The sequence below is a fragment of the Streptomyces sp. NBC_01210 genome, assembly GCF_036010325.1.
Lineage (GTDB): Bacteria > Actinomycetota > Actinomycetes > Streptomycetales > Streptomycetaceae > Streptomyces.
In genome coordinates this window covers 3,764,866-3,777,797 of the sequence record NZ_CP108549.1, presented here as the reverse complement: position 1 = coordinate 3,777,797, position 12,932 = coordinate 3,764,866, and the positions used below count along the sequence as shown (strand labels likewise).

At 71.5% G+C, this 12,932-nt stretch carries 10 protein-coding genes; 7 read left to right on the top strand and 3 right to left on the bottom strand.

The window, feature by feature from the left end; genetic code table 11:
* The first annotated feature begins 15 nt into the window (after nt 1–15).
* Nucleotides 16–711, top strand: a complete 696-nt coding sequence (locus OG735_RS16975; RefSeq protein WP_327324013.1) for an aspartate/glutamate racemase family protein — start codon at nt 16–18, stop codon at nt 709–711.
* 44 nt (nt 712–755) lie between these two features.
* Here OG735_RS16975 and OG735_RS16970 read toward each other — a convergent pair whose 3' ends face one another.
* Nucleotides 756–1,961, bottom strand: a complete 1,206-nt coding sequence (locus OG735_RS16970) for a cytochrome P450 family protein (protein WP_327328351.1) — start codon at nt 1,959–1,961, stop codon at nt 756–758.
* 273 nt (nt 1,962–2,234) lie between these two features.
* On the opposite strand from OG735_RS16970, the gene OG735_RS16965 reads away from it, so the two are divergent.
* From OG735_RS16965 to OG735_RS16940, 6 genes are all read left to right on the top strand, one after another.
* A complete protein-coding gene (locus OG735_RS16965; RefSeq protein WP_327324012.1) occupies nt 2,235–3,344 on the top strand; it encodes a GNAT family N-acetyltransferase in 1,110 nt (369 codons plus the stop codon).
* A 34-nt stretch (nt 3,345–3,378) separates the two neighbouring features.
* On the top strand, nt 3,379–5,028 hold the full coding sequence (locus OG735_RS16960) for a glycosyltransferase (protein ID WP_327324011.1): 1,650 nt from the start codon (nt 3,379–3,381) through the stop codon (nt 5,026–5,028).
* A gap of 8 nt (nt 5,029–5,036) precedes the next feature.
* The gene (locus OG735_RS16955; protein ID WP_327324010.1) at nt 5,037–5,849 is read left to right on the top strand and encodes a polysaccharide deacetylase family protein; all 813 of its coding nucleotides are present in this window, start codon (nt 5,037–5,039) and stop codon (nt 5,847–5,849) included.
* A gap of 117 nt (nt 5,850–5,966) precedes the next feature.
* Complete coding sequence (locus OG735_RS16950; RefSeq protein ID WP_327324009.1) at nt 5,967–7,910, top strand: hypothetical protein; 1,944 nt, start codon at nt 5,967–5,969, stop codon at nt 7,908–7,910.
* Nucleotides 7,907–8,305 carry a hypothetical protein gene (locus tag OG735_RS16945; RefSeq protein WP_327324008.1) on the top strand — a complete coding sequence of 133 codons (399 nt, stop codon included), beginning with the start codon at nt 7,907–7,909 and terminating at the stop codon, nt 8,303–8,305. Before OG735_RS16950 ends, OG735_RS16945 begins: the two co-directional genes overlap by 4 nt.
* Nucleotides 8,305–9,444: a glycoside hydrolase family 26 protein gene (locus tag OG735_RS16940; RefSeq protein WP_327324007.1), complete on the top strand. Its 1,140-nt coding sequence runs from the start codon at nt 8,305–8,307 to the stop codon at nt 9,442–9,444. Before OG735_RS16945 ends, OG735_RS16940 begins: the two co-directional genes overlap by 1 nt.
* Here the strand turns inward: OG735_RS16940 and OG735_RS16935 are convergent.
* The gene (locus OG735_RS16935; RefSeq protein ID WP_442812444.1) at nt 9,419–11,677 is read right to left on the bottom strand and encodes a lipopolysaccharide biosynthesis protein; all 2,259 of its coding nucleotides are present in this window, start codon (nt 11,675–11,677) and stop codon (nt 9,419–9,421) included. The two genes, OG735_RS16940 and OG735_RS16935, sit on opposite strands and share 26 nt — an antisense overlap.
* Nucleotides 11,670–12,851 carry a DegT/DnrJ/EryC1/StrS family aminotransferase gene (locus tag OG735_RS16930; RefSeq protein ID WP_327328349.1) on the bottom strand — a complete coding sequence of 394 codons (1,182 nt, stop codon included), beginning with the start codon at nt 12,849–12,851 and terminating at the stop codon, nt 11,670–11,672. Before OG735_RS16930 ends, OG735_RS16935 begins: the two co-directional genes overlap by 8 nt.
* Nucleotides 12,852–12,932 lie beyond the last annotated feature (81 nt).

Sequence of the window (12,932 nt, the reverse complement as noted above, 5' to 3'; positions counted from 1 at the left end):
TGGCACAGTGAGCCGATGAAGACCATCGGGCTGATCGGCGGCATGAGCTGGGAATCCAGCGCTGAGTACTACCGGCTTCTCAACGAGCTCGTACGGGAACGGCTCGGCGGGCTGCACTCCGCCAAGTGCGTTCTCCACTCCGTCGACTTCGCCGAGATCGAGGAGCTCCAGGTCGCGGGGGAGTGGGAGCGCGCCGGTGAGATCCTCGCCGAGGCCGCACGGGGGCTCCAGGCCGCGGGCGCGGATCTGCTGCTGATCTGTACGAACACCATGCACAAGGTCGCGGGGCAGGTGGAGGCCGCTGTCTCCGTGCCGCTGCTGCATCTCGCGGACGCCACCGCCGGTGCCGTACGCGCGCAGGGGATCGGCCGGGTCGGGCTGCTCGGCACGGCTTTCACCATGGAGCAGGACTTCTACCGGGACCGGCTGGCCGGACACGGGCTCGAGGTACTCACGCCCGACACGCAAGGGCGTGCCCTGGTGCACCGGGTGATCTACGAGGAGCTGTGCCTCGGAGTCGTACGGGAGGAGTCCCGAGCCGCCTACCAGGAGGTCATCGGCCGGCTTGTCGCCGCCGGGGCGGAAGGTGTCGTACTCGGGTGCACCGAGATCGAGTTGCTCATCGGGGAGAAGGACAGTCCGGTGCCCGTGTTCCCGACGACCCGGCTGCATGCCGAGGCCGCTGTGGACGCCGCTCTGGGCGAGGGCTGACGTCCGCCCACAGCTTGCGCCGACGTCCGCCCGCAGTTTGCGCCTCAGGCCCGGGGCCGTACCGGCAACGTGTGCACGCTGTTGCCCACGAAGCTCGTGTGCCGCGGCAACTCCGCCTCCGGGACGGCCAGATCCAGCTCCGGGAAGCGGGTGAACAGCCGCTCCAGCGCGATCGTCGCCTCCATCCGCGCCAGCGGCGAACCCAGGCAGTAGTGCGGGCCGTGGCCCAGTGACAGATGCCGGGCGCCGCCGGTCCTGGTGATGTCGAAGCGGTCCGCGTCCGGGCCGTGCGCCGACTTGTCGCGGCCGGCCGCCGAGTAACCGGCAAGCACCGGCGTGCCCTTGGGGATCACCGTTCCGTCGACCGTCAGATCCCGGGTCGGATAGCGGAACGGGAAGTAGCTGACCGGGCTGTCCCAGCGCAGCGTCTCCTCGACCACGTCCGACCAGGCCGCCTCTCCGGACCGCACAAGCTCCAGCTGGTCCCGGTGGGCGCACAGCGCACGCACCGCGTTGGTGATCAGGTTCAGTGTTGTCTCGTGCCCGGCGATGATCATCAGCAGCAGTGTGCCGATCAGTTCGTGCCGGCTGAGCCTGTCGCCGTCCTCCTCGCGGGCCGCGATCAGCGCGCTGGTCAGATCGTCGCCCGGTTTCTCCGTACGGGACACGGCGACCGCCCCGAGCACCGCCACCATCTCGCGGTTCGCGGCCATCGCCTCCTCCGGGCCGATGGAGGTGCTCACCACCTGGTTCGACAGATGGTGCAGCCGGTCGTGGTGCTCGGCGTCCACGCCGAGGAGTTCGCAGATCACGCCCATCGGCAGCGGCAGCGCGAAGTGTCTGCGCAGATCGGCGACGCCCTCGCCCGCGGCGGCCGCCTCGTCCAGGTCGTCAAGGAACTGCGCCGTCACCGTCTCGATCCGCGGCCGCAGCTCCTCCACCCGGCGGGCCGTGAACGCCTTGCTCACCAGAGAGCGCAGCCGCCGGTGGTCCGCGTCGTCGGCGGTGGTCATGCCCTGCACCGTCGCGAAGGTCTTCAGTGGCCAGCCGTCGGGTATCTCCCCCTCGCGCAGCGCGGTGAAATGCGCCGCCCCCTTCGCCACGTCGGGATGGGCGAGGAACTCCTTGAGCGCGTCATGGCCGAGCACCGCCATGCCCGCCACCTCGCCGGGGAGCACGACCGGCGCGACCGCGCCCTCGGCGAGCAGCCGGGCATTGTCCGCGTGCGGGCAGCCGCCGGCCGGGTCCATCCGGTGCGCGGTGTCACGTGAGGTGGTCAACAGTCCTCCAGGACACGTCGAACTCCCCTGAGTGACCGGGAGCAGTCAGATGGTACGAGCAGCGGACCTTGTTCGAACGCGAGTTGTGCAACTCCAGCCACGATGGCGAAGAGTTGATTCCGGCACTCGAACACCTCGCGTATCCCTCCATTCTGAGTCCTTCACGAAACCGTCACAAGAAGTGCGACGGTCCCTACCCTGTCGGGATATGGGCCGGTAGCGTCCTGTCCTGGGGAAAAGCTCATGGGGAGGGACCGGGGGGTCGAGTTGAACGGTGTACGCATTTGTGTCGTGAAACCGGACGAGCTGGGCGAGGGAGAGATCGAGGCCTGGCGGGAGCTGCGTGCCAAGACCGGCGCACCCGCCAATCCGTTCATGGAGCCGGAGTTCACCCTCACCGTCGGCCGTGTGCGGCCCGCGGCCAGGGTGGCGGTGCTGTGGGAGGACGGGGAGCCCGCCGGCTTCTTCCCGTACGAACGAGGGCCACTGGGCCACGGACGCGCGATCGGTCTGGGGGTCTCCGACTGCCAGGGCGCCGTGCTCCGCGCCGGCCTCACCGTCGCGCCCCGTGAGCTGCTGCGCGCCTGCGGGCTGTCGGTGTGGGAGTTCGACAACCTCGAAGCGGGCCAGGAGATGTTCGTGCCCGATGCCGCCGAGGAGTTCGCCTCTCCCGTGATCGACATCGGCGCGGGATACGCGGCGTACGAGGAGGTCCTGCGCGCGCAGTCACCCAAGTTCCTCAAGACCACCCTGGCCAAGGAACGCCGGCTGGGGCGGCAGGCGGGCCAGGTGCGGTTCGTCTTCGACGAGCGCGACCCGGCCGCGCTGCGTGCGCTGATGGAGTGGAAATCCGCGCAGTACCGCAGGACCGGCCGCCGGGACCGCTTCGCTCAGGAGTGGATCAACACCCTGGTCCAGCTGCTGCACGAGACACGCACCTCCGGCTGCTCCGGAGTGCTGTCCGTGCTGTACGTCGCCGACCGGCCCGTCGCCGCGCACTTCGGGCTGCGCTCGCGCACGGTGCTGTCCTGCTGGTTCCCGGCGTACGACGTCGAGTTCGCCAAGTACTCGCCGGGTCTGATCCTGCATCTGCGGATGGCCGAGTCCGCCGCCGACGAGGGCATCGGAATGCTCGACCTGGGGCGCGGGGCCGCGGAGTACAAGGACGCGCTGAGGACCGGTGAGCTGCGGGTCCACGAGGGCTCCTCGGTCCGGCCGGGGGCGGGGGCGGCCCTGTACTGGCTGAGCCGTGAGCCCTCGCGCCGCGCGCACAGCTTTGTACGCAGCCGGCCGCGGCTCGCCGGGTACGCGCAGCGGGCGCTGAACCAGGTCGGCCGGTTGCGGGGCAACTGAACAGCAGGAACATCCGAGCAGGCGGGGGATTCGCATGCCGAGCACACCGAACAAACCACACAGACTGGCCGAGATCCAGGTCGCCGAGCTGGACCTGGACGGTCCCGACGGCGCCGTCCTGCGGTTCGGACCGGCGCCCGGCGGCGGTCCCCCCGTACGGGCCGGTGATGTCTACGCCCTCGTCCGGCTCCGCGGCCGCCCCGTCGCCACCGTCGTCTGCGCCGTCCCACCCGGCAGGGACCCGGCCGACGCCGTAGCCGCAGCCGCCCGCGCCAAGCTCGCCCACGATGCGCTTCCCGCATACGGCGGCGCCCACGATGCGCTTCCGCCATACGGCGGTGCGCACGATCTGCTTCCGCCATACGGCGGTGCGCACGATGTGCTTCCGGCATACGGCGGTGCGCACGATGCGCTTCCGGCATACGGCGGTGCGCACGATGTGCTTCCGGCATACGGCGGTGCGCACGATGTGCTTCCGCCATACGGCGGTGCGCACGATGTGCTTCCGCCATACGGCGGTGCCCACGAGGAAACCACCCACCGGGCAGCAACCACCAACGCCCCCGGCCCACCTCGGCCACAAGACCCCGCACACGCCACCGGCCCACCTTGGCCACAAGACCCCGCACACGCCCCCGGCCCACGGTCACCACATGACCGGGTACAGGACCGGGCGACCATCGTCGTCGCAACCCGCGAGCGCGCCGATCAGCTCGCCCGCGCGCTCGACTCGCTGCTCGCCCAGGACCACCCGGACTTCGAGATCGTCGTCGTCGACAACGCGCCCGTCACCAGCGCCACCCACGACCTCGTCGAGCACAAATACGGTGAGCGCGTCCGGTACGTCCGCGAGCCCGTACCCGGGCTCGCCGTCGCCCACAACCGCGGGATCGCCGCCGCCGACGGCGCGGTCATCGCCTTCACCGACGACGACGTCGTCGCCGATCCGCACTGGCTCACCGCGCTGACCGCGCCCTTCGCCCGCGATCCGGGCCTGGGCTGTGCGACCGGCCTGATCCTGCCCGCCCGGCTGCGCACGCCCGCGCAGATCCTCCTCGAGAGCCACGGCGGCTTCGCCAAGGGCTTCGCGCCGCGCCAGTACGACCCGGCGCACCCGCCCGCCGGCGAACCGCTCTTCCCGTTCACCGCCGGCAGTTTCGGCTCCGGCGCCAATATGGCCTTCCGGGCCACGGTGCTGCGCGAGATCGGCGGCTTCGATCCCGCCACCGGCACCGGCACTCCGGCCAGGGGCGGCGACGACCTGTACGCGTTCGTCAGCGTCCTCGCCGCCGGGCACCGGCTGCGCTACACGCCCGACGCGCTGGTCTGGCACCACCACCGCGAGAGCTGGCAGGACCTGAAGAACCAGGCGTACGGCTACGGCGCAGGCCTCACCGCGTATCTCACCGCCGTCCTGGTCCGCCGGCCCGCGCTGCTGCCCGCACTGCTCAGAAAGCTGCCGCGCGGACTCGCGCACGCCCGCTCCATCACCGCGCACCGCGAGGCCGGCGGCGCCTCGGTGCCCGGGGAGCACGGGGCGCAGGACTATCCGTGGCCGCGCCATCTCTCCCGGCTCGAGCGGCGCGGGATGCTGGCCGGGCCGATCGGGTATGCCAAGGCGCGCCGACGCGTGCGCGGCGTACCGCTCCCGTGGGGCAGCCGGCCGCAGCGGGACGAAGAGTGAGACGAAGAATGAGAGGCGCTGGTACGACGATGTCCCGGATCCCCGTACTGCTCTACCACGCCGTGATGGACGAGCCGCCCGACTGGATCGCCGAATTCACCGTCACACCACGGGAGTTCGGCGCGCAGCTGGACGCGATCGTGGCCGGCGGCCGCACCCCGGTCACCATCGGCGCACTCGCGGACCAGCTCGCGGGCCGTGCCCCGGTCGTCCCCCGGCCCGTCGTCCTCACCTTCGACGACGGCTTCGCCGATCTGCCGGGGCCCACCGCCGAAGCGCTCGCCGCACGCGCACTGCCCGCCACCGCGTATCTCACCACCGGGGCCATCACCCCGGGCCGGCGCAGTCTGCTGCCGCCCGCGCCGATGATGACCCTCTCGCAGGCGCCACTGCTGGAGCAGTACGGAATGGAGGTGGGCGCCCACACCGTCACCCACCCCCAGCTGGACACCCTCCCGCCGAAGGCACTCCACCGTGAACTGCGCGAGTCCAAGGCGGTTCTGGAGGACGTCCTCGGCCATCAGGTGACGCACCTCGCCTATCCGCACGGCTACAACAGCCGTGCCGTGCGCAAGGCCGTCGCCCGCGCGGGCTACGCGTCGGCGGTCGCGGTGCGGCACGCACTGAGCTCGGACACCGACGAGACGTACCGCATCGCCCGTCTCATCCTGCGCCGCAGCCACACCGTCGCGGACATCGAGGCGTGGATGGACGGTCGCGGCGCGCCGGTCGCGCCGTTCCCCGACTCGCTGCCGACGGTCGGGTGGCGGTTCTACCGGCGGGCCCGCGCCGTCGTGAAGGGCCCGGTCTTCGCCGGGTAGCAGGGGCAGTGACACAACCGGGGAAGAGAGCCACGCAAACACGAAATCTATTCCTATACTTCGCTGAAGGGACAGCGGCGTGACGGCCGCGACCACTTCCGTGGGGGGAGTCGCACTGTGCGCCAACGCGTGCCCGCACCGCTCACAGGGCGCAGCGCGCCGCCGTCCGCCCTGAAGACCACCGGCCAGGAACCATCCGGCGACACCGCCCGCCCACGCATCCGCAGACCGCCCGACCTGCTGCGGCCCGACCTGCTGTTCAGCTGGCTGCCGCTGTTGCTCGGCATCGGCCTCTGGCTGTACGCGCTGCCGCGCATCGGATTCCGCTCCATGGGCGACTACGGTCTCCTCGACCGGCTGCCCGCCGCCTTTTATCTCTCGCTGCTGGTTCTGACCTGCGGCTTCCTGCTCAGTCTGCGCCGTGCCGGTACGGCACCCTGGTGGCCCGCCGCCTACTGCGTCGGACTGCTCTTCGCGCTCAAGGCGGCGCCGGCCGTGCTGTACGACTCGGTGCGCTACCCCTGGGCCTCCAAGCACGACGCGGTCATCAACCAGCTGCTGCTCAACGGCGAACTGCGGCCGAACGCCGCCCTGTCCGGCAACATGTCGGCGTACGACCAGTGGCCCGGCTTCTTCTCCCTCAACGCCGCCCTGGTGCGGACCTTCGGCGTGGAGAGCGCGGCCGCCTACCTCAACTGGGCGCCGATCGTGCTCGGGCTGCTGGTGATGCCGGTACTGGTCCTGATCTACCGCACCTTCACCGAGGACTGGCGGCTGGTGTGGACCGCCGTCTGGATCTTCCAGGCCGCCAACTGGGTCGGGCAGGACTATCTGGCCCCGCAGGGCTTCGCGTATCTGCTGCATCTGACCGTACTGGCCGTGGTGCTGCGCCATTTCGTACGGCCGGGCTCGGCAGGCAGGCTGCGCGACCGCACCTGTCTCGATCCGGTGGCCGCCCCCGTCCCGCCGCCCACCGGGGTGCGCCAGCGGGCCGTCTGCATCGCCATCCTCGCCCCGCTCATCGCCGCGATCAACGCTTCCCACCAGCTCACGCCGGTCATGTTGTGCGTCTCACTGCTCGCCCTCACCCTCACCCGCCGCTACCGCAACTACGGGCTGCTCGTCGTCGCCGGGCTGCTGATGCTGATCTGGGACCTGACGATGGGGCGGCCGCTGTTCGTCGAGACGCTGGGCACCCTGCGCGACTCGATCGGCGAGCTGATGCAGAACTCCCGGGCCGGATACGCCGGTCAGCTCACCGGGCCAGGGCCCGAGCTGGCCGGGCGCGCCAATGTGGTGATGGTGCTTGCGGTCGCCGCCCTTGCCGGGATCGCGGTGCTGACGCGGCGTCGGCTGACCCGGAGCGCATTGCCGCTGCTGCTGGTGTCGGCCGCTCCCGTACCGATGTTCGCCGTGAACGACTACGGCGGCGAAATGCTTTTCCGCGTCTACCTCTTCGCGCTGCCGGGCGCGGCGTTCTTCGCGGCCGCGGCACTCGTTCCGGCCGTCGTCGGGGCCCGCAGGCCACAAACCCGGGCCGGCACGGTCCGGCGCCGGATCGCCGCGGTCGCACTGCCGTTGGCGCTGACAGCGCTGGTCGCGGGCTTCATGCCCTCGTACTACGGCAAGGAGAAGATGTACTACACGCCGCCCGCCGAGACGGCGATGGTCACCCGGACCATCGACCGGGCCCCGCAGGGCACGCTGATTCTCGCCACCACCGGCTCGTTCCCGCAGGCGCTGCACCGCTACGACCGGCTGGAGCACTGGTTCTTCGCCGAGCAGGAGCTGCCGGAGAACGAGAAGATGCTGAAGGACCCGGCGGGATATCTGGCCCGGGGGATCGCGCGCGGCACCAAGGCGTACGTCATTCTCACCCGTACCCAGGACATCTACACCGCGGGCGAAGGCCTGCTGCCGCCCGGCGGCTTCGCCGCACTGCGCTCGCGCCTGTCGGCGTCACCGCTGTTCAAGGTCGTCGAGGAGCAGCCGTACGGCGTCGTACTCGAATACCGGCCAGGAGGCCCACGGGGCTCCCGAAGCGGGGGGATCACCCGATGAAGGTCCATCAGAATCAGCTCAGAGCGGCCGTGGCGGTCTCCGGATGGGTGGCCCTCGCCGCGACCCTGCTGCCCGGCGGTTCGCCGCTGCGCTGGATACCGGTGCTGCTCTTCGTCTGCTTCGGGCCCGGCCTGGCCATGCTCTATCCGCAGCCCAGCGGGCTGCGGTCCGGCGCCCGCCTGGAGGCGTTCGCGCTGGCGGCGCCGATCAGCCTGTCGCTGGGCGTGCTCACCGCCACGTCGCTCTATCTGGTCAAGGCCTTCTCGGCCACCGCCTTCCTGGTGGCGCTCGCCGCGTTCGCGACCGTCGTCGCCGCGCTGCCCGGTCTGCCGCTGCCCGCCGCCACGCAGGGCGCCGCCGAGCGGGTCAAACGCAGGCCCGCGGACGGTGGCTGATGAACGGGTGCCACGCGGGGCCTCACAAGAGGGCGTACACCGCCGTCGTCCTGGTCGCGGTGGCGCTGCTCGTCGCCGGGCTCGGCGTCTGGGCCGGCGGGGTCGACGGTACGGCGGGGAACGGGGACGACGCCCGCTCGCCGGGCCGGGATCTGCCCCGCAACGCGGCGTCCGGCGAGCTGCCCACCGGGTCCTGCGCACCGGACGAGAAGCTGGTCGCAGGGTGCGGGGCCTGGTGGGGCGCGTACATCCCGTACGACCGGAACAGCTCCCTCACGAAACCGGTGTACGCGTTCGAGAAGAAGATCGGCCGCAAGCTCGATCTCGTCTACACGTACCACGACATGTCGGGCGGAAAGGCCGACGGTGAACTGCTCACCGCCGACGAGCAGGAGCTCGGCAAGGACCGCCTGCTGATGCTGGCCTGGGAGTCCACGGTGTGGAGGGAACCGCACCACGCCAACTACACGGAGACCCAGCTCGGCTGGAAGAACATCGCCGCCGGGAAGTACGACGCCGAGATCATCGACCCGCAGATCCGCCGCCTCAAGGCGTACGGCAAGCGGGTCTTCTTCTCCTTCGACCAGGAGGTCGACGCCCGTATCAAGGAGGGCGCGGGCACCCCGGCCGAGTTTGTCGCCGCCTACCGGCATCTGTACGACCGGTTCCGGAAGCTGGGCGCCGACAACGCCGTCTGGGTGTGGACGGTCTCCGGCTATCTGGGCAGCGCCGATGCCATGAAACAGCTCTATCCGGGCGACGACTACGTCGACTGGATCGGCATGGACCAGTACAACTACTTCGGCTGCCACGACACCACCGACTGGAACGACTTCGACGAGAGCCAGCGGCCCACCTACGACTGGCTGCTGGAGAACATCTCCGCGAAGAAACCGCTGATGATGGCTGAGTTCGCCACCGCGCCCGACCCGGCGGACCCGGACCGGCAGCGCGGCTGGTACTCGGCCATTCCCGAGGCCATCAGGGCCATGCCGAAGGTGAAGGCGATGGTCCACTGGAACCGGGCGACCTCCGTCGAGGCGAAATGCGATCTCACCGTCAACGAGGGCCCGGCGCTGGAGGGTTACCGGAAGGCGGGCGGCGACCGCTACTTCAAGCAGACGGTTCCGAGCCGCTGACAGCGCGCCGGCCGGTGCGGCGGCGGCGTACCGCCGCACCGGCCGCCGCGACCGCGTACAGCCCGGTGAATCCGGCGAACACCGGCAGCGCGGCAGCCGCCACCGTGTCCTGGGCCGCCCACCCGGCCACCGCCAGCACCCACACCGCGCCCGCCGTGACCCGCTCGCCCGCGCCCGCCGCACGCAGCGTCACCGCTGCGAGCGCGAGGCAGAGCGCCTGGAGCGCGGCGGGCAGCACGCTCAGGACACCGGCCGGGCTGTCCAGGCCCGCCGCCTCGGCGAGGAAGTCCGCGAGCGCTTCGGCCCACGAGCCGTCGGCCGGCTCCGGCCGGATGCCGAGCAGCAGCGGCGCGGTGTGCAGCGCGGCGACCGTCACCAGCAGGGCCGCGCCGGTCAGGGCGAGCCGCGGCCGCTGGAGCGCGACGGCCGCGCAGTACACGACGACGAGCAGGATGCCCGCGGTGAGCGTGACCGGCGGCAGCGCGTCGAGCAGCTCGCCGCCGGACAGCCGGCTGCGGCCGAGGTCCTCGGCGCGGGAGAGCGGAATCCAGAAGAGCCCGGCGGCCAGCCCGAGCCACAGCCACAGCCAGCCGGTCAGCCGGACCTCGTCGCCGCCGGGTGCGGAAGGCCGCTCGTCCGCGGGCTCGGGTACGTACACCGGGATGCCGAGTGCGGGCGTCGCCGTGTCGTGCCCGCCCCGCAGGTAAGCGGTCCGGCGCGCCCAGTCGGAGTCGAACTCCTGTTCCTCCCGGTCGGCCCGCTCGCGCCGCTCGGCGGCCTTCCTGGCCCAGTTCGTGCCGTAGTCGATCTCCTTCTCGCGCCCCCGGTGCAGCAGCCGGCCCAGCCGGGAGGGCTTCGGCTCGCGGCCCGACAGCGCGGCGCGCAGCCCGGGCACCGACACCGCGGCCATCAGCGTCATCGAGAGCAGCATCGCCAGGCCCGCGCCAGGGATCCCGACGGGGCCGAGCAGCAGCGCGGCGCTGCCCAGCACCAGCGCGCACATCGCGCCCTGCAGCGCGGCGAGCACGCCCGTACGCCCCTGGACGCGCAGCACTCCGATGTACAGCTCGACGGCGACCCGCGGCAGCGCGGCCGCGGCCAGCAGCCGCAGCACCGTGGTGCCGTGCTCGGCGTAGGTGTGGCCGAACGGGGCGAGGATCTGCGGGGCGAGTACGACGAGGAACAGCACGACCGGCACCAGCAGCACGGACATCCGGCGCAGCGCGCCCCGCACCCCGGCGGCCAGGGTCTCCGGGTTGTGCGAGGCGTGGGCGGTCAGCGAGGAGGCCATATTGATGGCCATGAACTCCATCGTCCCGCCGACGGTGTACGCGATGTAGAAGTACGCGTTGTGCGCGGCGTCGAAGTGGATCGCGACCATCACCGGCAGCAGATTGATCATCGCCAGCGAGAACAGCGAACCGACCGAGTCACCGGCGAGGAAGCGCCTGATCTCGCGGAGGCTGGGCGGCTCGCGGTCGCGGTCGGCCGCGACCTGCCGCGGGATGAGCCTGCGGAAGATCAGCCAGCCCAGCGGCAGTACGGACAGGCCGATGGCCGCGGCCCAGGAGACGAAGATGCCCAGGACGGGCATGGCGGTGGCGAAGACGGCGAGCAGCAGCAGCTTGCCGATGGAGAAGACGGCGTTGCCGACGGGCACCCACACGGCCTTGCGCAGCCCGGTCAGCACCCCGTCCTGGAGGGTCAGCAGTGCCCAGGCGACGCAGGACGCGGTGAAGAGCACACCCGCCGTGAGCCCGCCGAGAGGCGCGTACGAAGGCCCCCAGAGGTCGAGCGTGAACAAGAACGCCACGGAGGCGAGGCACACCACCAGCGAGCTGGCGGCGTACGCCCGCCACACCAGGGGGCCGGTGGCCCGACCGGCCCGTGGCACGTACCGCACCACCGCGCCGATCATGGTCGTCGCGGTGATGGAGGCCAGCAGCCGCATCGCGGCGATCGCGGCCGAGCCCTCGCCGACCGACTCCTTGGTGTAGTAGCGGGCGGCCACCAGCCAGAAGCCGAGGCCCAGCGCGGCGGAGACGCCGGTGGAGAGCATCAGGGCGTAGGCGTTGCGGAACATCGAGTCGCCGCTGGGGGCCGCGCTCACCGCCGAGCCGTCTGCCGGGGACACGTCCGCCCGGGACCCGTCCGCCTCGGACACGTCGGGGGCGGCCGGCTCGGCCGACGGCACGGCATCGGACGGCTTGCGCAGCCGGGTGGTGTCAGACACCGTGCTCGCCCTGCGTGGACGGTGGTGCGGCTTCGGCTTCTCCGGGCGGCCGGGCGGGCCGCGCGCGCAGTTCCGTGAGGACGGATATCACCTGGTCCGCGCGGAGCGGATCGATGGGGAGGGCGTGCCGGGCGAACCAGGCGGCCCGGGCCGGTGCGGGCGACGGGTCGGTGAAGACCTCGCCGGCGTACGTGTCGAGCGGCGGGTCGTAGAGATAGCCGACCGTGATCCGGTGGCGTGCGAGTGCGGCGATGGCCGCGTCGCGGTCCTCGACCAGCAGCGGAACCCGGAACAGCGGCTGCACCGGTCCGGGCCGCGGCAGCGCCCACTCGGTGGCGTACAGCCGCCGGGTGCCGGCGAGATGCGCGGCCAGCCGGTGGTCGAGGCGGGTCAGCAGCCGCTCCGTACGCCGCAGCCGCAGCCCGCCGGGTCTGAGCCGGTAGTCGTGCATGTCCACACGTATCCAGGAGTGGAAGTCCGTGAGCGCGGGTGCGGTGGACATCGCCTGCTTGAGCTCGCCGGGCCGCAGTTCCATCCGGATGTCCTCGCGCTCCTCGAGACCGAGCAGCCGCTGGGTGGCGCGGGCCGCCCGGACGAGCCGCAGTCCCCGCACACCGGCCTCGGCGTACGGTCGCAGGCCGTACGCGATCTCCGCCGACAGCCGTGCGGGTTCCAGGAGTTCGTCCCGTGCCCGCTCCAGTGTCGACCGCAGCGCCGGATCCGCGACAGCGAGGAATCCGCCGGTCTTGGCCCCGGTGTGCTTGGAAAGGCTGAAGACGGACGCATCACCGAAGGTCCCCACCGGCCGTCCCGCCACCTCGCTGCCGATCGCGTGCGCGGCGTCCTCGATGAGCGGGATCCCCAACCGGTCGCAGCGGGCGCGCAGTTCGGGGACCGGATCGGGATTTCCGTACAGATTGGTGGTGATCACGGCGGACAGCCCGCGCCATACGGCGTCGGGGACGGCGGCCGTGTCGATGGACCCGTCCTCGGCGTTGAGCGGCGCCTGTACGGGACGCAGTCCGGCGGCGAGCACCACGAAGAAGATGACGTCGTCGTTGACCGGCGACATCAACACCCGCCCGCCGGGCGGGCACCAGTGGCGCAGTGCCAGGTAGAGCCCGATACGGCACGACGGCACATACAGACATTCCCTGCCCAGGCGGCGGCCCATCAGCTGTTCCAGTGGTGCGTACGCCGCAGGGCAGCCCTCCCCAAGAGCCATGTTCGTCCCCCCACCTACCCCAGGCTCAAT

Coding starts and splice junctions, on each gene's coding strand:
- OG735_RS16975 (WP_327324013.1), top strand. CDS start 16: ATGAAGACCATCGGGCTGATCGGCGGCATGAGCTGGGAATCCAGCGCT.
- OG735_RS16970 (WP_327328351.1), bottom strand. CDS start 1,961: ATGGACCCGGCCGGCGGCTGCCCGCACGCGGACAATGCCCGGCTGCTC.
- OG735_RS16965 (WP_327324012.1), top strand. CDS start 2,235: ATGGGGAGGGACCGGGGGGTCGAGTTGAACGGTGTACGCATTTGTGTC.
- OG735_RS16960 (WP_327324011.1), top strand. CDS start 3,379: ATGCCGAGCACACCGAACAAACCACACAGACTGGCCGAGATCCAGGTC.
- OG735_RS16955 (WP_327324010.1), top strand. CDS start 5,037: ATGAGAGGCGCTGGTACGACGATGTCCCGGATCCCCGTACTGCTCTAC.
- OG735_RS16945 (WP_327324008.1), top strand. CDS start 7,907: ATGAAGGTCCATCAGAATCAGCTCAGAGCGGCCGTGGCGGTCTCCGGA.
- OG735_RS16940 (WP_327324007.1), top strand. CDS start 8,305: ATGAACGGGTGCCACGCGGGGCCTCACAAGAGGGCGTACACCGCCGTC.
- OG735_RS16930 (WP_327328349.1), bottom strand. CDS start 12,851: ATGGGCCGCCGCCTGGGCAGGGAATGTCTGTATGTGCCGTCGTGCCGT.